Here is a 20851-nt window from a genome sequence, read left to right as displayed (position 1 = left end):
GACGGCGGCGATCGGGGCGGCGGTGGCGAACTTCTGCATGGTGTCTCTCCTGCACTCGTTGTTTCTGACTTCGCAAAAGCTACGTTGCGTTCGAGCATCAGGCAACAAGCTTGTTGCGCATAATCAGCATCAATGCAGGTCAGAGCACAAATATCGTTGCACGGGACTGAATCTAACGCAACGCCAGACACCCTTTGCGTTGCATTGGATGGAAAGTGAACGCTACTCCGAGCCACCCCCGATGCCTGACCGGAGATCGCCGAGCAGTAAGATCGTTTCGCAACACGACGCGAAGGGGAGCTGCAGTGGCGCGGGTTGCAGTGATAGGCGGGGGCATCAGCGGGCTGGGAACGGCGCTCATGCTCGGCCGACGGGGCCACCTGGTCACGTTGTTCGAGCAGGACGCGCGGCAGGCCGAAGAGGACCTGAACCGGGACTTCTTCCACTGGCACAGACCCCGCGTCCCGCAGGCCGTCCAGCCCCACTCGTTCCTCGCACCCGTGCGCACCGTGTTGCTCACCGAGACCCCTGATGTCTACGCGGACCTGCTGGCACGCGGAGCCCGGGAGTACCACGACTTCGACTGGTTCGGCGAGCATCCGCCGCATCGGGCCGGCGATGAGGAATTGGTGACCCTGCGCACCCGCCGCATCGTGCTGGAGGCCGCCCTGACCGCGGCCGTGCGGCGGGAACCCACCATCGTGGTGCGGCAAGGCTGCCGGGTGAACGCCCTCACCTTCGGGGAGGGCCGCCCCGTCCGGGTCACCGGCGTGCAGGTGGGCGCGGAAATCCACCAGGCGGACCTCGTCGTCGACGCGTCCGGTCGTCGCTCGCCGGTTCCCGCCTGGCTGATCGCGGCCGGCTGCCGCCCGCCCGTGGTCGACAGCCACCGCGCCGGGATCGCCTATCTGTGCCGCTGGTACCGCCTGCGTGCCGACGGCCCGCGCGAGCCCGGGCGGGTGAAGAACGGCTCGGCCGCACCGTTCGCGCTCGCCGGCGTCTTCCCCTCCGACAACGACACCTTCGCGGTGAACCTGGTGCTCTCCACCGGTGACCCGACCCGCGGCGCGCTCACCGACCCTGCCGTGTTCGAGGCGGCCGCCCGCCGCTTCCCCGCCAGCGCCGCCTGGCTCGACCTGGCCCCCGAACCACAGTCGGCCGTCCTGGCGATGGCCGGCCTGGACAACCGCTGGACCGCCCTCGCCGACGATGACGGACCTGTCGTCACCGGCCTGGTCAACGCCGGGGACAGCCTCATCCACACCAACCCCACCCTGGGCCATGGCGTGGCCCTCGGCCTGCGCGCCGCCCAGTACCTCGCCACCCACGCCGACCGGATCGCCACGGACCCCACCGACTACCACACCTGGACAGCACAGGCCCTCCGCCCGTGGTTCGACGCGCAGGTGACGGCCGACCGCGCCAACGAGCAACAGCTCGCCGAGAGTTCACCACTCCCGGATCGGCGGGCTGCCGCCCTGGCCGCCTGCGCCTTCGACGACCCCGTCGTCATGCGGGCCCGAGCCCAGGTGCGCCATCTCCTGCGACCGGCCGACGACGCCTACGGCACCGACGAAGTGGACCGGCACGTCACCGCCTGGCTGGCTGCCCACCCGGACTTCTCCCCACAGCACGACGGCCCGACCCGGGACCAGTGGGACGCACTCATCCCAGGCTGAGCGCCGGTGCCCGACCGTTCACGTGGCTGGTTCCGCCAGTCACGGAGTTCGAGGACCGTGTCCCCCAGCATCACCTCATGGCTGTCCCGGTGCCGCCTCAGCTCCGCCCCCGGGATTCCGATGACCGGGTGCGTCATGGCCGGCCCGAGGTTCTCGCGGGTGGGGATACCCCGACCACTGCAGTTCCCAGGAGTCTCCCGATCCCCACAGGCGGCGCTGATTGCCCGCCAGCAGTCCGTCATGGTTCCTGAGCCGGTCACCGTTGCGATCGAGCGGATACGCGGACCACTCGGTGGCCCACTGCCGCTCCGCGTCCACCAGCGTGAAGCGGGTGACGAGGCCCGCCAGCAGGATCTGCGCCTCGTCCGTCATCGGAGGAACGGAGGCGAGCGGTCGCCTGACGAGGCATCAGTGGAATGAGGCGGCGGTCACTCCGGAATTCCCTGGACCCTGCGGATGAAGACCGCGAACCTGTGGAACCCGCCCTGGACGAGGACCTCGTCCCGGTAGTCGCGCGCCTCGGAATGAATGTGGTCCGGGCTGGGGCAGAGGAACCCGAAGAGCCATATGTGCGCTTCCTTGTCGCGTTCCGCGATGGTGCTCCAGTCACTTCCGCAGGCCGTGGCCAGCGCGCCCACGCAGGCGGCGATGGCACGGTACTCGCTCCCGCCCCACTCCTTGAGCATCCACTGCCGGAAGTTCGCCTTGGCCTGCTCGATGTCGCGGCTCGTTCCGTCCCCCCGGAGAACCCTGTTGACGATCAAGGCCTGCGGTTCGGGTTTCTTCGCCATGGAGCCATGATTTCGGCCCTCCGCGCTCAGGGCAATGGGCCGTGCCCCGGTCGTCGGACCGGGCGAGCCACCGGCCGGCGGGCGCTCGGGCCGGATGTCTCCGTCCGGCCCACACCGCACGGTCGCCCACAGGGGGCGGCCGGGCTCACAGCCATGGCACTACGCTCTGCTGATCAAGAAATCGAGGATGGGGGCTGAGCAGGGTGACAGTTGACCAGGTGCAACGCGGGCGTGCGCGTCGGCGCTGGGTGGTCGGTGGGGTGGCGGTCGCGGTCGTGGCCGCTGCCGCGGTGGTCGGCGCCTTCGTGGCGGGTGCGCGGGAGCCCGCGTTGAGGCAGACGCTCTGCGGGCTGCCTCGGGCGGACGGGACAGCACTCGGCGCCGTGCTGCCCGACGGGCGGCCGGGGGTCGAGGAGGGCGGTGTCTCGCCGCACGGTGCCATGGGAGGCCACCCGCAGCTCTCCTGTGTGATCTCGGTGGACGGGCACGTGATGGTCCGGGTCCTGATGTCCGGCCAGGACCCGGACCGGCCGAGCGGCACCGACGCCACCGCCCCCTCCGTCCGGGGCCTGGTCGAACGGGGCGTGGTGGCCGGCCTGGGCAGCGCCTCGGTGGCGGGCTACTGCCCCGGCACCCATGACCTGGCGACGGTGGTCTCCGTCATGTCCGACCCCAGCCTCTGGCCGAAGACCCCCACCGACCAGGACAACCACATACGCGCGCTGGCATCGCTCGCCCAGAGCGTCCTCGCCGAGCAGCAGCACACCGTCTGCCCGTGACCGGAGCAGGAGTTCGGACCGGCCACTGCCCACAGCCGGGGTAGGGCCACTGCCCGCCGGACCGGCCGGGGGGCGGCAACTGCCCGGCCGGTCCGGGACTCGCTGGACTTGACGGACTCGACGGGACGAGGAGGAGCGGGGGCTGGAAGCAGGACCTCAAACGACGCGGCGGCGTCGGCTGTAGGCATAGGCGAGGGCCAGCACGATCGGGCCCCACAGCATCACCGGGCCGGTGCACACATAGGCCAGCGCCCTCCACCACCCGTTGCTGTAGGGCACCTCGTGGAAGCCCAGCACACCGAACCAGGCGAGCGGCATGGGGTTCCAGAGTGCGACCAGGCCCAGGCCGCCCAGGGTGGCCGGGACGATCGCGGCGGCCGGCGGGATCCGCCTGCCGCCGACCAAGGGCAGCCAGGTCGGAGCGGACTCACCCCACCCGCTGACCAGGCCGGTACAGAGCAGGGCCAGCGCCTCGGTGAGCACGCTCAGCCCGAAGACGTACAACCCGCCCCACCACGGGAAGGCCGGAGCCAACGGATCGACCGTCCCCATGTCGAAGTCGAAGGCGAACGGCAGCCGCCACAGGCAGTGCGGCAGGACGACGAGCGGCAGAAGCTTCGCGAGACGGAGCGCCCACCGCTGGACCGGACGCTCGGTATCGCCCAAAGGGAGCTTGATCGGCATGACTTCACTGTCGTCGGCCCGCGACGGCGGTGCGTCAGCCACCCGCATGATCCGCCTCCCCCTCCGGAGCTACTCCTCCGTGCCCTGGGCAGCAGGCAGCGGGGGCAGCTCGGCGGGGCGGACGGTCAGGCCGCCGGATATGACCGGGGCGAACGGGGCGGGGGCCATACAGGTGCCGACCTTGCCCTCGGCCGGGCGGCCGGAGGGGTCGGTGTCCATGTTCGCCACACCCCAGGAGAAGCCGACGCGGTCGGGGTGCCGGGGCGAGGTGCCGTCGAGGACGCTGAAGCCTTGGCGCCGGCCGACCGTGTCGGCGACCTCGGGGTCGGCCCGGGTGACGACCGCGGTGAACGAGGCCGTCCGCTCCCCCGTCACCAGGCAGTCCACGGCGGCCTCCGAAGTCACGGTGCGGTTCAGCGCCGCGACATGGTGGGAGATCCGCACGGTGCCGCGCGCGTCGGTCGGCAGGCCCTGCGGCAGCCCCGGGAGCGGCCGGGTGAACGGTGCGGCCTCCACGTCGAAGGTGAAGCGAATGTCGTCGTCGGGCGAGTAGGCGTAGGCGATCCGCACCGACCCGCTCACCGCCGCCTTCGCCGCCCCGCCGGACGAGTTGGGGGCGGGCGTGGCACCGACACCGGCGCCAGCGGAGGCGGAGGCTTCTGCGCCGCCTCCCACGGCGACCAGCAGAGCAGCGGCGGCGAGCGCCCCGAAGGCCTTCGCGCGGGCGGTGGTGGGGGTGACGGACATGGCGAACTTCCTTGTCTGCTGGGCCCGTCGGCCGGGGGCCGGGGCGTCTTCCTGGTGACGGGTCCAGCCTCCCGCCCGGCCCACTACCCGGTCCATGTGCCGTTCGGCAGCTCTTCAGCCCCGCCACGGCCCCGCCACCCTGCCGTTCGGCAGGGGTCGGGCCAGGGCCTACGCGCCCGGCCGGCACGCCCACGAAAACTGGTCGGAACTTTTGTTACCGCTATCCGTCCTCGTTAACTATAGTTGTCGCATGACAATGCCTGAGATCACCCCCGAGGAACAGGTCGAGCTCGACAAGGCCCTCCTGGATGCCCTCAATCCCCTCGCCTCGGCGATCCGGTCCCGGCTGACCGGGCTCCCCGAGAGCCGCATGTGGGAGGCGGACCCGGCCGAGGTGGCCCTGACCGTCCTCGCCACCTGGAAGGTGGTGGACGCGGAGGTCAAACGACTGGCGGCGATCGCAGCGGGAACCGCCGGATCGTACGGCGCAAGCTACGAGCAGCTGGGGGCCGCCTGGGGCATCACCCGGCAAGGCGCCCGCAAGAAGTGGCCCGACGCCGTCGCCCGCCCCTCGACCGCGACGTCGACCACCCTGGAACTGTTCGGCGGCGAGGCCGAACTGACACCGGAGCCTTCGTCCGGCGGCTGGACGTGGACGGGCAAGGGTGCCGACGGATCGCGCGGCGCGGCAGGCGACGACACCTGGTACGAGACCAAGGAAGAGGCCGCAGCCTACGCGGGCGCCTTCCTGCGGGAGCATGCCGCAGGAAGGCGCAACTGATGACGGAGGGTCTCCCGTTCGCTGATGAGGTCGTCGCGGCCGGAGAAGTCCCCGTGGCGCAGGGCTCGGCGGGTCATGGCGGAGAAGTCCGGCTCGTTGCCGCCCGGTGGGGCCGCGGCGGCGTGGCTCATCGGCCGGGGGCGAGGGTGTGCCAGCCGTTTTCGAGGAGGTCGAAGGCGCGGGTGACGGCCTGACGGGGATCGTCGTGGCCGCGGGCGGCGCGCGGCGCTTCGAGGGCGAAGTGGGCCAGGGCCGTGCAGGCGGGATCGGCTGCGGGCAGGCCGCTGTCCTCCGCGATGGCCTGGGCCAGGGCGGCGGTGTGGCGCAGCCACATGCCCTGTAGGTAGTCCCGCAGTGCCGGAGCACTGTTCACCAGATTGACGAAGGCCGTGAAGCGGGCGTCGTCGTCCGCGGCGGCCATGCGGTGGCGCAGCGCGTGCTCGCGCAGCGCCGCGGGGATCGACTGGCCCTGGGGGCGTTCGCGTACGGCGGCCAGCAGCTGGGCCTCCTGGTCGACTTCCTCGTCGAAGACCAGGGCTTCCTTGGCCGGGAAGTGCTTGAACAGGGTGGTGGTGGACACGTCGGCGGCATCCGCGATCTCGCGGATGCCGACGTCGTCGTATCCGCGCTCCAGGAACAGGCGCATCGCGGCATCGGCGATGGCCTGGCGGGTGGCGGCCTTCTTGCGCTCACGACGCCCCATCGGCGCGGGTGCGGGGCCGGTATCGCCATCGGCATCGGCATAGGTATCGGGCACATCGAAGAGCCTATCCGATGGTTGCACAACTACAAAAGTGGAACAGTTGCACTTAGTGAACTGGTGTGCTCTTCTGAAGTGACGGCCGCGCGGCACTGCCCGGCCCCTCTTCGCTCCGCCATCCGAAGCACCGCGTCACACGAACGGAGCACCACCATGACCACCACCCCCACCGCCCGCATCGCGATCATCGGCGCCGGCCCCGGCGGCCTGACCTGCGCCCGCATCCTCCAACAGCACGGCATCACCGCCACCGTCTACGACCACGAAACCGGTCCCGACGCCCGCGACCAGGGCGGCACCCTCGACCTGCACGAGGACAACGGCCAGACAGCCCTGCGCGAAGCCGGACTTCTGGAGGAGTTCTTCCGGCACTCCCGCCCCGAAGGGCAGGAGATGCGCCAGATGGACCCGCACGGCACGATCCTCTTCCACCACACCCCCGAAGAAGACGAACGCTTCAAGCCGGAGATCGACCGCGGCCGGCTGCGCGACCTCCTCCTGAACTCCCTTCAGCCGGGCACCGTGCGCTGGGGCCACACCCTCAAGGCCGTCGACGGTCCCGAAGAGGGCCCCCGGCAACTGCACTTCACCGACGGCACCACCATCGAAACCGACCTCGTCATCGGCGCCGACGGCGCCTGGTCCAAGGTCCGCCGCGCCATCTCCCCGGCCACCCCCCGGTACAGCGGCGTCAGCTTCCTCGAAGCCTGGTTCCACGACGTCGAGACCAGGCACCCCGACATCGCCGAACTCGTCGGCCAGGGCGGCGCCGCCGCGGCCGACGGCGAGCGCGGCCTGTTCGCCCAGCGCAACAGCGGCGACCACATCCGCGTCTACCTCATCCAGCGCGTCCCCATCGACTGGATCACCGCAGGCGGCCTGACCATCCAGGACACCGACGCCATCCGAGCGCTCCTCCTCGACCGCTACCGCGGCTGGTCACCCCGCCTGCGCCGGCTGATCACGGACAACGACGGCCTCTACGTGGACCGCCCCATCCACGCCCTGCCCGTCCCCCACACCTGGGAGCACAACCCCACCGTCACCCTGCTCGGCGACGCCGCCCACCTCATGCCCCCGCTCGGCGTCGGCGTCAACCTCGCCATGCTCGACGCCTGCGAACTCGCCCTCGCCATCGCGAACACCGACACCGTCGACGACGCCCTCCACGCCTACGAGAAGACCATGCTGCCCCGCTCCCACAAGATGCAGCAGGCTCTCGACCGCGGCGCCGAAGAACTGCTCTCCACCGAACTGCCCGACTTCGCCACCGACGGCACCCACTGACCGCCCCGGCACGGTCAGCAGGCGCAGGAGATGCCCGAGCGGGGCGCGGTCAGGTCGTCCACCGGCCGCTGCGCGGCGCCCTGGTCGGTGTCATAGGCGAAGCCCTCGCGTGCCCAGTACTCGAAACCGCCGAGCATCTCCTTGACCGCGTAGCCGAGCCGGGCGAAGGCGAGTGCGGCCCGGGTGGCGCCGTTGCAGCCGGGGCCCCAGCAGTAGGTGACCACGGTCGTGCCGGGGGCGATCAGCTGCGGCGCGAGTTCGGCGATCCGCGCGGTGGGGATGTGCACGGCCCCGGGGATGCGGCCCTGAGCCCAGGCGACGTCGCTGCGGGAGTCGACCACGACCACGCCGGGGACGCCCGCCGCCAGGTCGGCGTGCACGTCGGAGACGTCGGCCTCGAAGGCGAGCCGGGCGAGGTAGTGGGCGGCGGCGACGGCGGGGTCGGCGGCGGGGACGCTGAGAACGGCGCTGGTGGTCGTCTGGCCGGTCGTCTGGCTGGTCATCACGGTGCTCCTCGGCTCGGGCCTGGGCGAAGTCCCACCGGGGCGAAGCCGCCCCGGGGCCCGCCCTGTTCGGCGGTGGTTCGATCTTCGCCGGTCCGGACCGGGGCCCGCGAGCGGCGTGATCGCCCACGACCATCAAGATCCCGCCAACCCGGCGGCGGCCAGCCGGGTACGCAGCCCGCGCAGTTCGTGGCGGGCGAGGGCGGGGAGCGCGGAGTCGTCGTCCAACAGCGGGGCGAGCAGCGCGACCGCGGCCTGCGGGTCGCGCGCGCAGAGGTGGCAGTCGGCAATCCGGATGGTGAACAGCATGCGGGTGGTGGGGAGTTGGCCGGGGCCGAGGAGCCGGAGCGAGGTCTCGGCGGCGTCGACGGCGCGCAGGGCGAGCCGGGGGTCGTCGACGGCGGCGGCCGCATCGCGCAGGGCGGCGGCGGCGCCGGACTCGACGCGCAGCCGCATGGAGGCGATGGTGAGCCAGGGCGCGTCGGCCTCGTCGGGCTCGCCGATGTGGTCGAGGTGGAGCCGGGCGCGGGCGATGTGCCGGACGGTCGCGCGGACATCGCCGGCCAGGGCGTGCGCGCGGGCCTGGCCGACCTGGGACATCGCCCCGGCCCAGTGCCGGCCGGGTGCGGCGCGGGCGATCTCGCGGGCGTAGCCGAGGGCGGCGGCCGGGTCGCCGTCGAGGCGGGCCAGGGTGCTCATGTCGCTGAGCGCGGCGACCTGGGTGGCCGGGTCGTCGGCCAGTTCGGACCAGCTGAGCGCCCGGTCGAAGCAGGCCATCGCGGTGGCGTTGCGGCCGCGCTGCATCCGCAGGGCACCGGCGGCGTGCGCGTACTCGGCGGCGAGCCGGGCGAGCGGCCGGCGGGCGACGACGGAGGAGGTGCGGATGAGCCGGCCGAGGACGGCGCGCAGGGTCTCCTCCACGACGGCGGTGCCGTCGCCGGCCTGCTCGCCGGCCCGGAGGCGGGCGGCGAGCAGGCCGGCGAGGGCGTGGGCGGTGTCGGCGTCGAGCGGGGGCGCGGTGTCGGGGTCGGCGGCGCAGAACGCGGCGTGCAGGGCGGCGAGGTCGCCGGGTGCGGGGACGGCGCAGCCGGCGGCGCCGTGCAGTGGGCAGAGCAGCCCGTAGTCGGGGAGGCGGCGGGGCGGTTCGCCCCCGGCGAGCGGTGAGGCGACGGCCTGCGGAGCGTCGGCTCGCCCTGGCAGCGGCGGCCGCGCCCAGCCGGCCGGTCCGGCCGGGGCCTGCGGCGGTCCGTCCTCGGCCCGGCGGCAGGCGGTCCGCAGTTCGCCGCCGGCCGCGAGCAGGTCGTCCAGCCGGTCGGCGATCCGCGGGCTGGTCCGGCGGGTGCCGTGTTCGAGTTTGCTCACGGCGGTGTGGTCGTAGCCGATCTCGGCCCCGAGCTGGGCCTGGGTGAGCCCGGCGCGACGCCGCCAGTGCCGCAGGCGCGCGCCGAAGGCCCGCCACAGCATGCCTGCTGACAGTTCGTCACCGACCGCTGCGTCGGCGTGGTTCCGGTGCACGGGGCTGCCCTCCCGAGTCCGATCCCGGTCCTTCCGATGAGGAGGACGGTACTGGACCGGACCAGCCCCCGTACATGAGGCCACCTCAACTGGTCTCAACCTTTTGGTCTCAACCTCTTCACAAAACCCGCAGCTTGACAGAACTTGCCAACTGCACGGACGGCCTGCCGGATCCGTTGACCGGGGCATGACGGCGTGTGAGGGTTCCGGCACCCGAACGCGGACTACCGCACGGCCGTCCCCCGATGCGGCCCGAGGTGAGCGCCGGTCAGGCGCGCCTTCCGCGGTCGGGCTCCCCCACGTTCGAGGAGCCTCGGAATGAAACACAGATTGCTGACGGCGGGGACCACCCTGACCGTCCTGGCCGGCATGCTCACCGCCACCGCGGTCGGGCAGGCCGCCGCAGACCCGGGACCGGCCGTCACCGCGCCGCCGAGCGCGCTGGCCGCCGCCGTCAACGCCGCCGACCAGGCGGCCGCGGCGGGCCTGGACGCCCTGGCCAAGGGCCCGGGCGAGACCTACGAGCGCCAGTCCGTCACCCCCTGGCTCGGCGGCCTCTACTCGGTCGCGTACGAGCGCACCTACCAGGGCCTGCCGGTGGTCGGCGGCGACGCCGTCGTGATAGCCGACGGCCAGGGCAAGGTCCGCGGCCTGCAGTCCGCGGCCACCGGCCCGGTCGGCGGGGCGACCCTGCTGTCGACCGCCCCGCTGGTCAGCGCCGCCGACGCGGAGAAGACCGCCCGCACCAAGCTGGCCGCGGTGGACGGTGTGGACACGCGCCGCCTGGTGGTCAAGGTCCAGGACGGCACCGGGCGGCTCGCCTGGGAGACCGTGCTCACCGGCCGCACCTCCGCCGCCCCGAGCCGGCTGCACGTCTTCGTGGACGCCCGCACCGGCGAAATGATCGACAGCTACGACGACGTCAAGGCCGGGACCGCCAACAGCAAGTGGAACGGCCCCGCCCCGGTCACCATCAGCACCACGGGCTCCGGCAGTTCGTACTCGCTGCGCGACCCCAACCGCCCCGGACTGAGCTGCGCGGACTACAGCAGCGGCCAGGTGTTCTCCAAGTCCGCCGACTCCTGGGGCAACGGCAGCCCCACCAGCAAGGAGACCGGCTGCGCCGACGTGATGTTCGCGGCGCAGAAGGAGTGGGACATGCTCCGCGACTGGCTGGGCCGCAACGGCCACAACGGCAACGGCGGCAGCTGGCCCGTCAAGGTGGGCCTGAACGACGTCAACGCCTACTGGGACGGCTCGTCCGTCTCGATCGGCCACAACAACGCCAACGAGTGGATCGCCTCTATCGACGTGGTCGGCCACGAGTTCGGCCACGGCCTGGACCAGTACACACCGGGCGGTGCCAACAACGAGAACGGCCTCGGCGAGGCCACCGGCGACATCTTCGGCGCGCTCACCGAGGCCTACGCCAACGAGCCGGCCCCGTACGACAACCCGGACTTCACCGTCGGCGAGATGATCAACCTGGTCGGCAGCGGGCCGATCCGGAACATGTACAACCCCTCGCTGGTGAGCAACAACCCGAACTGCTACTCCTCGTCGATCCCGAGCACCGAGGTGCACGCCGCGGCCGGCCCGCTGAACCACTGGTTCTACCTGCTCTCCGAGGGCTCCAACCCGGGCGGCGGCAAGCCCACCAGCCCGACCTGCAACAACTCCTCGGTCACCGGCGTCGGCATCAAGGACGCCGGCCGGATCTTCTACGGCGGCATGCTGCTCAAGACCAGCGGCATGACCTACAAGAAGTACCGGGTCGCCACCCTGACCGCCGCCAAGAACCTCGACCCGACCTGCACCTCCTTCGGCCGGACCAAGGCGGCCTGGGACGCGATCAGCGTGCCCGCCCAGAGCGGTGAGCCGACCTGCACGCCGTCCGGCAACAACGACTACTCGCTGGCCCTGAACCCGGCCGGCGGCTCCGTCCAGCCCGGCGCGTCCACCACCGCCACCGTCAACACCACGGTCACCTCGGGCAGTGCGCAGACCGTCAGCCTGGCCGTCTCCGGCGCCCCGGCCGGCGTCACCGCCTCGGTCAGCCCGTCGTCCGTGCAGGCCGGCTCCTCCGCGACGCTGAACGTCGCGACCGCCGCCTCCACCACGCCTGGCACCTACGTCCTCACCGTGACCGGCACCGGCTCCGCCACCCACACCGCGCAGTACACGCTGACGGTCGGCGGCGGCAACCCCAACCCCGGCACGCCCGACATCAGCGTCGCCAACGTGCAGGCGCACCTCGCCCAGCTGAACACCATCGCCTCGCAGAACGGCGGCAACCGCCGGGCCGGCACCGCCGGGCACAGCCAGTCGCTCGCCTACATCAAGGGCAGGCTGCAGGCGGCCGGCTACACCGTCAGCGAGCAGACCTGCACCTCCTGCACCTACCAGTCCAACAACCTGATCGCCGACTGGCCCGGCGGCCCGGCCGACCAGGTCACCATGTTCGGCGCCCACCTGGACAGCGTCGGCGCCGGCCCGGGCATCAACGACAACGGCTCCGGCTCCGCCGTCCTGCTGGAGAACGCGCTGACCCTCGCCCAGCAGAACCCCACCCTGACCCGGCACGTCCGGTTCGCCTGGTGGACCGGTGAGGAGCAGGGCCTGCAGGGCTCGCAGTACTACGTGAGCCGGCTGAGCCCCACCCAGCGCAGCGCCGTCAAGGGCTACTACAACTTCGACATGGTCGGCTCGCCCAACGCCGGCTACTTCATCAACAACCTCAACTCCACCGCCTCCGCGCCGATGAAGGCGTACTGGGACTCCCTGGGCGTCCAGCCCGAGGAGAACGTCGAGGGCCAGGGCCGCTCCGACGACTACTCGTTCCAGCAGGCCGGCATCCCCACCTCCGGCTACGCGGCCGGCGCCAGCGACACCAAGACCGCGGCGCAGGCGGCGAAGTGGGGCGGCACCGCCGGCCGGGCGTACGACTCCTGCTACCACTCGGCGTGCGACACCACCGGCAACATCAACGCCACGGTGCTGGACCGCAGCGCCGACGGCGTCGCGTACACCATCTGGAAGACCTCGGTCGGCAGCGGCCCGATCCCGGCCAACGACTTCTCGGTCGCGGTGAACCCGGCCACCGGCACCACCACTCCGGGCGGCTCGGCCAGTGCGACCGTCACCACGGCCACCACGTGCGGCTCGGCCCAGACGGTGAACCTCTCCGTCTCGGGCGCCCCGGCGGGCGTCACGGCCACCGTCAGCCCGTCCTCGGTGCAGTCCGGCTCCTCCGCGACGCTCTCCGTGGCGGTCGGCTCCGGCACCGCGGCCGGCACCTACACCATCACCGTGACCGGCACCGGCTCGGCCACCCACAGCACCACCTACTCGCTGGTGGTCGGCACCGACCCGGGCAACCCGGGCGGCACCTGGAAGCCGGGCACCACCTACCAGGCGGGTGACGTGGTCACCTGGAACGGCGTCAGCTACCGCTGCATCCAGGGCCACACCGCCCAGGTCGGCTGGGAGCCCAACATCGTCCCGGCCCTCTGGCAGCAGATCTGAGCGGACGGATCCGCTCCGGCGGCGGGATGGGCTGTGCCGCGGTTCGTCGAGGGGGACGAGCCGCGGCACAGCCGCGTCCGCGCGCGGGCACCGGCTGCCCGCGGACGGGACGGCACGGGTGAGCGCGCGTCAGCCCGGGTGGAAGACGATCCGGACGTTGGCGTCCACCGGGAGGATCAGCACATTGCCCTGATCCCACGTCCAGTCGCGCGGGATCAGGAACATCCGGTTGTTCGCCTGCGCCAGCAGCCGCAGCCCCCGGTAGCGGTAGCGGAACCGCTGCCCCGCACCGGCGTCCGGCAGTGCCCGCTCGTCCACCCCGGACCACTGGAGGTAGAGCCGCTCGGTGGTGTCGAGGACGACGGCCGGCCGCAGCGCCAGGTTGCCGGCCAGCCGCTCGGCGTCCCCCTCCCCCTTCTGGTGGGCGAAGCCGCCGGCGGCCCAGAACGAGCAGAGCACGATGAGCGCCGTACTGATGCCGAGCGCTGCCCGCTCGCCGGTGAGCGGGTAGGGGGCACCAGTGGTGCGGACGGCGAGCAGCCGGGCCAGCACGACCAGCAGGAGCGCGCCGCCGAGCAGCAGCGGGGTGCCCATATGGCCCGCGTCGATGACCTCGAAGCCGGCGAGGAACCCCAGCAGCACAAGCGGGACGACCAGCAGCGCGACGGTCCGGCAGACCCGGCGAACGGCCCGGCGCCCCTCCGCGCCGCTGCGGACGGTCCGGGTGGCCAGATGGTAGGCGACCGCGGCCAGCAGGGCGCCACAGAGCAGGACGCCGACCGGGAGGTAGAGCGCGGGCGAACTGCGGAGCAGCAGGTCCTGAGTGGAGAAGCCGATCGTGGCGGAGTCCACGCCGAAGTAGCTGTAGAGGGAGTCGGTGTAGGCGTAGCCGAAGAAGAACAGCAGGGCGGTGATGAAGGTGGTCGGCGCGATCCAGGAGGCGATCAGACCGATCCAGCTGCTCCACGAGCGCCCTTCCGGCTGCGGCGGGCCTGGCTGCTGATCCGGTCCGGCCGGTTCCGGTTCGTCGGGTGTGTCGCCGCCGGGCGGCCGCTCGTCGGTCGGGCTCAGCGGGGGCTCGCAGTCCCGGGGGCGGGGACGGGCTGCTCGGACGGCCCGCCCTCGGACGCCCCGCCGCCGGGCGTGGCACCGTCAGTGGTGCCACCGCCGGGTTCATCGGTGCCGCCGTCGGGGGCGTCCTCGGGGACGTCGACCGTCCCGTCCGCGGTGACCCGATTGCTGGCGCCGTCGACGGTGACGGTGACGCAGATCTTGCGCTTCGTGCCTGCCGACGGCCTCGGCCCGGCGAGGGTGAACTCGGCCGTCTCGGGCGTGGTGCCGTCGACCACCCTGATCTTCTGGCTGCTCGGGCTGGCGGGCGCGGACTCCTTGCCGCCGGTGCAGTCGGTGACCTGGCTGATGGTGGCCGTGAAGGTGTCCTTCCGCGGACTCGACAGGTCGATCCGGGCGAGACTCCACGTCCCGCTGGCGTTCGCCGAAACCTGGCCGGCCGCGTTGAACCCGCCCTGGTTTCCGCCCGCCCCGGTCCGTTTGTCCTCCGGCTGCTCACCCGAGCCCTCCACCGGCGGCGAGTCCCCGAGGTCGCCGCCGGACTGCGCGGCCGAGGACGCCGCCGCGGATCCCGAGCCGCCACCGCCACCCCCGCAGGCCGCGAGGACGGGTACGAGCAGTGCGGCGGCCAACCACCGGGCCGGTCTGCCGACGATCGCGAGGGGCATGGTGCACGGTGTCCCGGGCATGCGGTCTCCCATTCGAGGGGCGAGACGAGAACAGGGCCGGAGCGGCCTCGCCGAACGCTACCCGTTCGCACACGGCCGGGCTGTCCGCCGGCCGAGTGGCACGGCAACCCGGACGCCACGCGTTCCGGTGAGTGGTCACCCGATCGGGCGAGCGGCCACCGGTGAGCGGACACTGACGTACAGTCGGCCCAGGCAGCGCGTCCCGCCCCAGCGGTCGATCGAGGAGAGTCCCCGTGGCCACGGAAGCCCACCCCGTCCCCGTCCCGCCGCCCGCCCCCGGCGTGGCCCGGCCCGTGCCCGAGTTGGCGCCCGAGGCCGTCGCGCAGTGGCGGGCCGAACAGGCCGACCTGGTCGAGCTGCTGGCCCGCGCGCACCGGCAGCTGGGCGGTGTCGCCGCGTTCCGGCTCGGACCGGAGCCGACCGTCGTGGTCACCGACCCGGAGGCCGTCCAGCACGTGCTCGGCCGCCACCCCGACCGCTACGTCAAGCGTTCGCACCGGGCCCGGATGCTGGCCGGCGAGGGCGTCCTCTCCGCTGCCGGCGACGCCTGGAAGCGCCAACGGCGCATGCTGCAGTCGCAGTTCACCGGCACCGGGATGCGCCGCTACGAGCAGCGGATCGCCGAGGCCGCCCGCCACGCCGCCGACCGCTGGGCCGGGTACGCCCGTACCGGGGAGCAGTTCGACGTGGGCGAGGAGATGCGGCACTTCGCGCTGGACACCATCTGGCGCGCCCTCACCGGCCGTCCGCTGGACGACCACGCCGACCGCGAACTCGCCGCCGTGGCACGGGTGGTGGCCGCGCTTCCGACGCTGCCCGCCGACGGCGGCGGCGGCCGGGACGCGGTCGCCGAGGACCTCGCCCGGATCGACGCCGTCGCACACGCCGCGATCGACGCCGCCCGCCGCGACCCGGCCGGCGACGGCCTGCTGCGGGTGCTGCTGGACGCCGGCGAGGAGCACCCCGAGTACACCGACACGCTGATCCGGGACGAGCTTGTCACCCTGCTGGTGGCCGGGCACGAGACCACCGCCACCACGCTGACCTGGCTCTTCCTCCTCCTCGACCGCCACCCCGAGGCCCGCACCCGGGCGCTGGCGGCCGGCCCCGAGGGCTCGCCCGAGCGACGGGAGGCGATCCAGGCGCTGGTCAGCGAGACGCTCCGGCTCTACCCGCCCGCCTGGATCCTCCCCCGGCACGCCACCGAGGCCGACACCCTGGCCGGCCACCGCGTCGAGGCCGGGACCGACCTGCTGCTCTCCCCCTACCTCACCCACCGCGACCCGGCGCTCTGGCCCGACCCCGAGCGCTTCGACCCCGCCCGTTTCACCACCCCGGGCGCCCGCCCGGCGCACCTCGGCGCCTACTACCCCTTCGGTCTCGGCGCCCGCGCCTGCCTGGGCACGCAGTTCGCGGTGCGCGAGACCACGGCCGTGCTGGAGCTCCTCCTGCCGGCGTACTCGCCGCGCCTGCTGAGCGTGCCCGCCGGCGCCGCCTACAGCATCACCGTCCGCCCGGACGGGCCGACCCCGGCGGTGCTGACCTGAGCAGAGCCCGGCCGTGCCCGGGTGGGCACGGCCGGGGCGGCGTCACGGAGCGCACCGCCTACCTCGAACAGCACCTGGCCGCCTGCGCCCGGGCCGTCACCCGGGGCGCCCCGCCGGCCGGGTACTTCGCGTGGTCCCTGCTGGACAACTTCGAGTGGGCGTACGGCTACGACCAGCGGTTCGGCCTCGTCCACGTCGACTGCGCCACCCAGCGCCGCACGGTCAAGACCAGCGGCCGGCGCTACGCCGGGCTCGTCGCCGCCCACCGGGGGCGGTGCCCCCCGGGGGGCCCGGCCTCCCCCCGCCGGGCCCCGGACGGCTCAGCGACCGGCGTCCCGGCCGCCCGCGACCCGCTGGCGCAGGCCCTCCTGGGCGGCGACGTACTTGAGCATGAGGCGGGCGAACTCCAGCCGTTCGTGCTCGGTCCACCCTTCGGTGACCTGCTCGAAGGCGGAGCGCTGGTGCCGGCGGAAGCGGGCCATCAAGTCCCGGCCGGCGGGGCTGAGGTGGAGGACGGTGCGGCGGCCGTCCTGCTGGGAGGCGGCGCGGACCAGGTAGCCGGCGGTGATGGAGTCGGTCACCATGCGGCTGGCCACCGACGGGTCGACGCCGAGGTGTTCGGCCACCCCGCCGACGGTGACCTCCCGGGCCTCGTCCTGCTCGGCCGCCAGGACGATGTTCAGCACCAGGGTGCGGCTGAGGTCCTTCTGGGAGATCGGGTTCTCGACCTCCAGGAGGGAGGAGCGCCGCAGCTTCCCGAACGCGGGGCCGACGGCGTCGAGCAGTTCGTCGGCCGTCTTCGGTTCGTGCTTCGTCATGCCCCCATCGTATCCGGATGGATGCCTCGCCGAAGACATGTGTTGACATGAAATTGCATGCATGTCAGCATGCATATGTCTACAGCAACGAATGAACCGAGTGGAGCACCCCATGACCGTCCTCATCACCGGCGCCCGCGGCAAGGTCGGCCAGGCCGTCATCGACCGCCTGCACGCCGCCGGCCACACCGTCCGCGCCGCCAGCGCCACCCCCGCCGACCTGACCGTCCCGGCCGGCGTCGAGGTCGCCGAACTCGCCCTCGACCGGCCCGAGACCTTCGCCGCCGCCCTGCGCGACGTCCGCCAGGTCTTCCTCTACCCGGAGCCCGCCGGCATCCACGAGCTGGTCAAGGCCGCCGAGGCCGCCGGCGTCGAACACGTCGTGCTGCTCTCCTCGTCCTCCGTCCTCGGCCCCGACGCCGAGAACGACCCGCTGGCGAGCCACAGCCTCAAGGTCGAGCGCGCCCTCGCCGCCTCCGGCCTCACCTGCACCTTCCTGCGCCCGGACGCCTTCGCCAGCAACTCCCTCGGCTGGGCCTGGTTCATCGGCAACTCGATGCCGATCCAGCTCGCCTACCCGGACGCGCACATCGCGCCCATCCACCCCGAGGACATCGCCGACATCGCCGTCGCCGCCCTGACCGGCGCCGCCCCCGCCGGCGGCTCCCTGACCGGCGACCCCCTCACCGGCCGCGCCGTCACCCTGACCGGCGCCGAGTCGCTCACCTTCCGCGAGCAGCTCGCCGTCCTCGCCGACACCCTCGGCCGCGAGATCCCGGTCGAGCGGATCACCCGCGCCGAGGCGGAGCAGCAGATGGGCCGCCACATGCCCGCGCCGATGGTCTCCTCCCTGCTCGACCTCTGGCAGGCCGCCGACCACGGGCCCGCCGCCATCGCCGACACCACCGAGACCCTCCTCGGCCGGCCCGCCCGCACCTACCGCCAGTGGACCCGCGAGAACGCCGCCGCCTTCACCACCGCGCGCTGAACCGACCCGCCCCACCTGCTCAGGAGCACCACATGAAGCCCATCGGCTACTGGCTCAGCCGCACCGACCAGGCCCTGACCGGCCACATGAACGCCATGCTGGCCGAGTTCGGCCTCACCAGGCTCGCCTGGCAGGTCCTCAACGTCGTCGAGGACGACCCGCAGGCCACCGACGCCGACGTCCACACCGTGCTCGCCGCCAACGCGGACACCGACGCCCTGACCGCCGCCGTCGCACAGGTCCTCGCCGACGGCTGGGCGGCCCGCCCGGGGCCCGCCCGGCTCGCCCTGACCGACGACGGCCGCGCCCGCCTCGCCGAGGTCGCCGTACGCGTCGACGCCTTCCGCGCCCTGTCGACGGCCGGCATCTCCCCGGAGGAGTACCGCACCGCCGTCACCGTCCTGGAGCGGATGACCCACAACCTCCAGACCGGGCCGGGGCAGTAGGCCGGGCCCGTGCCGGCCGCACCCGCTACGGCGCGTCGGCCGGGTCCGCGGCGGTCACCGGGACGTCGGGATGGCGGAACCAGGAGCCCTGGACCGCCCACTGGACCAGCATCAGCACGGCGCCCAGCACCAGGGCCCCGATGCCGATGACGGTCACGCCACCGGTCTCCCCGAACAACGGCAGATCGATCGAGGTCGCGCCGTAATCCGGGTCCGCGTAGACGTCGAAGGCCCCGTAGCAGAAGAAGTAGAGCAGCATCACGCCGCCGGCGAACGGGAAGAGCCCCTTGAGGACGAAGTCCTTGACGCTCCTGGTCAGGACCCGCCGGTAGTACCAGACGCAGGCGAACCCGGTCAGGCCGTAGTAGAAGGCGATGCCGAGCCCCACCGAGGCGATGGAGTCCGCCAGCACGTTGCCGCTGATCGCGGTCAGCAGGACGTAGAAGGCGATGGACGCCAGTCCCATGCCCACGGTCGACCACGTCGGGGTGAGGTGGCGGGGGTGCACCCGGCCGAACGGCTCCGGGATCGCCTTGTGCGCGGCCATCGAGAAGGCGGTACGGGCCGTGGGCAGGATGGTGGTCTGGGTGGAGGCCGCGGCGGAGGTCAGCACCATGAAGATCAGCAGCTTGCTGAGGAACCCGCCGAACCCCGCCGTCCCGAAGACCGCATCACCGAGGCCGGACAGCACGTCGCCGGAGTTCTCCTCGTTGCCCAGCCCGATGCCCTCCGTGCCGACACCCGCGAACGCCAGCGCCGAGGTGGACACCAGGGTGTAGATGATCAGGAGCAGCACTGTGGAGATGACCGCCGCCCGTCCGGGCGTGCGCTTCGCGTCGGCGGTCTCCTCGTTGACCGAGACGGCCGTGTCCCAGCCCCAGTAGATGAAGACCGCGGCCAGCATGCCGGCGGTGAAGGCGCCGGTCGAGGCGATGTTGAACGGGTTGAACCAGGAGGCGCTGACATGGACCGCCGTGGCGGGCGGACTGCTGCCGTAGGCCTTGACCAGGGCCGTGATCGACAACAGGACCAGCATCACCACCTCGATGGAGAGCAGCCAGCGCTGCAGGAAGGCGGAGAGCTCGATGCCCACGTAGCAGATCGCCGTCATCACGATGATCCAGACGACGCCCGCGATCGACGTCCACAGCGTGCTGTCGGCCAGCGAGTCGAGGCCGAACAGCCGGAACCCGTAGACCCCGGCGATCTGGGCCAGGTTCGCCATGACGATGATGTCGGCGATGACGATGCCCCAGCCGCCCATCCACCCGGTACGCGGCCCGAAGGCCCGGGCGGCCCACGTGAAGGTGGTGCCGCAGTCCGGGTCGGAGGCGTTGAGCTCCTTGTAGGCGTAGGCGATCAGCAGCATCGGGACGAACGCCAGAACGGTGATGATCGGGGCCTGGAGCCCCACACCGACCACGATGATGCCGAGCGTCGCGGCAAGGCTGTACGCGGGGGCCGTCGACGCCAGGCCGATGGCCACGGAGGAGACCAGGCCGAGCGCGCCGGTCTTGAGCCCCTTCTCGCCCGCGCCCGAGCCGGTCGCACCAGGCGCGACAGCCGGGGCCGGACCATTGGAGGAGTGCGGCACCGCTCCCACCTCCTCCCCCTGATGCACCCGAGCAGGCCGGACGCAGTCATGGGGCCGAGACGATTCCCGTTGGAACCGACGATACTGCCGGCGACGCCCACGGGCTCGCCCAGTACACAGCGTGAGCCGGCGCGGCAGCCCGTAGTAACACCGCCCGGCCCCGGACGGTGACGGCCGGCGACCACCCCCACGCCGACGATTCGGCGCCCCGGAGCCGATCGAGACCGTCCACAGGACCGGCTGCCGGCTGCACAGCCCCAGTTGACGAGCCGCCCCACGCCACCCCGCAGTGAGCGGCGCGCCGTTCTGGCCCCGGTCGCGGAGCCCTCGATACTCCGAGTCACACGAACGAAAGGATCCCCATGGAGTTCCTGGTCGACATGGTGACCACCGTCCCCGACGGCACATCGGAGGAGGCGGTGACGGACATCCGGGCCCGGGAGGCCGCCCGGGCAGGCGAACTGGCTGACCACGGAAGTCTGTTGCGGCTCTGGCGGCCTCCCCTGGCACCCGGCGAGTGGCGCACCTGGGGGCTGTTCAGCGCACCCGACGCGGAGCGGCTGGAGCAGGTACTCGCGTCGATGCCGCTGCGGGTGTGGCGGCATGACACCGTCACCCCGTTGTCGCCGCACCCGAGCGACCCCCGG

At 72.6% G+C, this 20851-nt stretch carries 19 protein-coding genes and 2 pseudogenes; 10 read left to right on the top strand and 11 right to left on the bottom strand.

Annotated elements, in window-relative coordinates; genetic code table 11:
- The first annotated feature begins 305 nt into the window (after positions 1 to 305).
- Positions 306 to 1679 carry an FAD-dependent oxidoreductase gene (locus tag ACZ6NC_RS31745; RefSeq protein ID WP_465737303.1) on the top strand — a complete coding sequence of 458 codons (1374 nt, stop codon included), beginning with the start codon at positions 306 to 308 and terminating at the stop codon, positions 1677 to 1679.
- A gap of 75 nt (positions 1680 to 1754) precedes the next feature.
- Here the strand turns inward: ACZ6NC_RS31745 and ACZ6NC_RS31740 are convergent, their stop codons facing one another.
- Positions 1755 to 2051, bottom strand: a complete 297-nt coding sequence (locus tag ACZ6NC_RS31740) for a hypothetical protein (RefSeq protein WP_465737302.1) — start codon at positions 2049 to 2051, stop codon at positions 1755 to 1757.
- A gap of 56 nt (positions 2052 to 2107) precedes the next feature.
- Positions 2108 to 2470 carry a hypothetical protein gene (locus ACZ6NC_RS31735; protein WP_465737301.1) on the bottom strand — a complete coding sequence of 121 codons (363 nt, stop codon included), beginning with the start codon at positions 2468 to 2470 and terminating at the stop codon, positions 2108 to 2110.
- Positions 2471 to 2688: 218 nt separating this feature from the next.
- On the opposite strand from ACZ6NC_RS31735, the gene ACZ6NC_RS31730 reads away from it, so the two are divergent.
- On the top strand, positions 2689 to 3249 hold the full coding sequence (locus tag ACZ6NC_RS31730; RefSeq protein ID WP_465737300.1) for a hypothetical protein: 561 nt from the start codon (positions 2689 to 2691) through the stop codon (positions 3247 to 3249).
- Between the two features lie 156 nt (positions 3250 to 3405).
- Here the strand turns inward: ACZ6NC_RS31730 and ACZ6NC_RS31725 are convergent, their stop codons facing one another.
- Together ACZ6NC_RS31725 and ACZ6NC_RS31720 are read right to left on the bottom strand one after the other, a co-directional pair.
- Entirely contained in the window at positions 3406 to 3933 is a 528-nt protein-coding gene (locus ACZ6NC_RS31725; protein WP_465737299.1) for a hypothetical protein, read from the bottom strand.
- Between the two features lie 69 nt (positions 3934 to 4002).
- Positions 4003 to 4680 (bottom strand): hypothetical protein, encoded by a 678-nt coding sequence (locus tag ACZ6NC_RS31720; RefSeq protein ID WP_465737298.1) that lies wholly within the window; start codon positions 4678 to 4680, stop codon positions 4003 to 4005.
- Positions 4681 to 4930: 250 nt separating this feature from the next.
- Here ACZ6NC_RS31720 and ACZ6NC_RS31715 point away from each other — a divergent pair, with 250 nt between their 5' ends.
- Positions 4931 to 5461: a hypothetical protein gene (locus ACZ6NC_RS31715; protein ID WP_465737297.1), complete on the top strand. Its 531-nt coding sequence runs from the start codon at positions 4931 to 4933 to the stop codon at positions 5459 to 5461.
- Positions 5462 to 5588: 127 nt separating this feature from the next.
- Here ACZ6NC_RS31715 and ACZ6NC_RS31710 read toward each other — a convergent pair whose 3' ends face one another.
- On the bottom strand, positions 5589 to 6164 hold the full coding sequence (locus ACZ6NC_RS31710; protein WP_465737305.1) for a TetR/AcrR family transcriptional regulator: 576 nt from the start codon (positions 6162 to 6164) through the stop codon (positions 5589 to 5591).
- Positions 6165 to 6374: 210 nt separating this feature from the next.
- Between ACZ6NC_RS31710 and ACZ6NC_RS31705 the strand changes: the two genes are divergently transcribed.
- Positions 6375 to 7508, top strand: coding sequence for an FAD-dependent oxidoreductase (locus ACZ6NC_RS31705; RefSeq protein ID WP_465737296.1), 1134 nt, complete (start codon positions 6375 to 6377; stop codon positions 7506 to 7508).
- Between the two features lie 14 nt (positions 7509 to 7522).
- On the opposite strand, the gene ACZ6NC_RS31700 is transcribed toward ACZ6NC_RS31705, so the two are convergent.
- Together ACZ6NC_RS31700 and ACZ6NC_RS31695 are read right to left on the bottom strand one after the other, a co-directional pair.
- Complete coding sequence (locus ACZ6NC_RS31700) at positions 7523 to 8011, bottom strand: rhodanese-like domain-containing protein (RefSeq protein WP_465737295.1); 489 nt, start codon at positions 8009 to 8011, stop codon at positions 7523 to 7525.
- Between the two features lie 135 nt (positions 8012 to 8146).
- Entirely contained in the window at positions 8147 to 9526 is a 1380-nt protein-coding gene (locus ACZ6NC_RS31695; protein ID WP_465737294.1) for a helix-turn-helix domain-containing protein, read from the bottom strand.
- A gap of 318 nt (positions 9527 to 9844) precedes the next feature.
- Between ACZ6NC_RS31695 and ACZ6NC_RS31690 the strand changes: the two genes are divergently transcribed.
- Complete coding sequence (locus ACZ6NC_RS31690) at positions 9845 to 13051, top strand: M28 family peptidase (protein WP_465737293.1); 3207 nt, start codon at positions 9845 to 9847, stop codon at positions 13049 to 13051.
- Positions 13052 to 13180: 129 nt separating this feature from the next.
- Here ACZ6NC_RS31690 and ACZ6NC_RS31685 read toward each other — a convergent pair whose 3' ends face one another.
- A complete protein-coding gene (locus ACZ6NC_RS31685) occupies positions 13181 to 13903 on the bottom strand; it encodes a hypothetical protein (protein WP_465737292.1) in 723 nt (240 codons plus the stop codon).
- A gap of 215 nt (positions 13904 to 14118) precedes the next feature.
- Entirely contained in the window at positions 14119 to 14790 is a 672-nt protein-coding gene (locus ACZ6NC_RS31680; protein WP_465737291.1) for a hypothetical protein, read from the bottom strand.
- Positions 14791 to 15044: 254 nt separating this feature from the next.
- Here ACZ6NC_RS31680 and ACZ6NC_RS31675 point away from each other — a divergent pair, with 254 nt between their 5' ends.
- Together ACZ6NC_RS31675 and ACZ6NC_RS31670 are read left to right on the top strand one after the other, a co-directional pair.
- Positions 15045 to 16358, top strand: coding sequence for a cytochrome P450 (locus ACZ6NC_RS31675; protein ID WP_465737290.1), 1314 nt, complete (start codon positions 15045 to 15047; stop codon positions 16356 to 16358).
- 47 nt (positions 16359 to 16405) lie between these two features.
- A pseudogene (locus ACZ6NC_RS31670) lies at positions 16406 to 16633 on the top strand (family 1 glycosylhydrolase); the annotation flags it as partial.
- Positions 16634 to 16678: 45 nt separating this feature from the next.
- Here ACZ6NC_RS31670 and ACZ6NC_RS31665 read toward each other — a convergent pair.
- The gene (locus ACZ6NC_RS31665; protein ID WP_465737289.1) at positions 16679 to 17176 is read right to left on the bottom strand and encodes a MarR family winged helix-turn-helix transcriptional regulator; all 498 of its coding nucleotides are present in this window, start codon (positions 17174 to 17176) and stop codon (positions 16679 to 16681) included.
- A gap of 112 nt (positions 17177 to 17288) precedes the next feature.
- Here ACZ6NC_RS31665 and ACZ6NC_RS31660 point away from each other — a divergent pair, with 112 nt between their 5' ends.
- Together ACZ6NC_RS31660 and ACZ6NC_RS31655 are read left to right on the top strand one after the other, a co-directional pair.
- Positions 17289 to 18164: an NAD(P)H-binding protein gene (locus ACZ6NC_RS31660; RefSeq protein WP_465737288.1), complete on the top strand. Its 876-nt coding sequence runs from the start codon at positions 17289 to 17291 to the stop codon at positions 18162 to 18164.
- A gap of 32 nt (positions 18165 to 18196) precedes the next feature.
- Positions 18197 to 18610: a MarR family winged helix-turn-helix transcriptional regulator gene (locus ACZ6NC_RS31655; protein ID WP_465737287.1), complete on the top strand. Its 414-nt coding sequence runs from the start codon at positions 18197 to 18199 to the stop codon at positions 18608 to 18610.
- Between the two features lie 25 nt (positions 18611 to 18635).
- Here ACZ6NC_RS31655 and ACZ6NC_RS31650 read toward each other — a convergent pair whose 3' ends face one another.
- Positions 18636 to 20204 carry an APC family permease gene (locus ACZ6NC_RS31650; protein WP_465737286.1) on the bottom strand — a complete coding sequence of 523 codons (1569 nt, stop codon included), beginning with the start codon at positions 20202 to 20204 and terminating at the stop codon, positions 18636 to 18638.
- A 362-nt stretch (positions 20205 to 20566) separates the two neighbouring features.
- Here ACZ6NC_RS31650 and ACZ6NC_RS31645 point away from each other — a divergent pair.
- Positions 20567 to 20833, top strand: a pseudogene (locus ACZ6NC_RS31645) (muconolactone Delta-isomerase family protein); the annotation flags it as partial.
- Positions 20834 to 20851 lie beyond the last annotated feature (18 nt).

The organism is Kitasatospora sp. NPDC041988, from assembly GCF_055588525.1.
The sequence above is the reverse complement of the archived record's forward strand: the minus strand, read 5'-3'. Positions and strand labels throughout refer to the sequence as shown.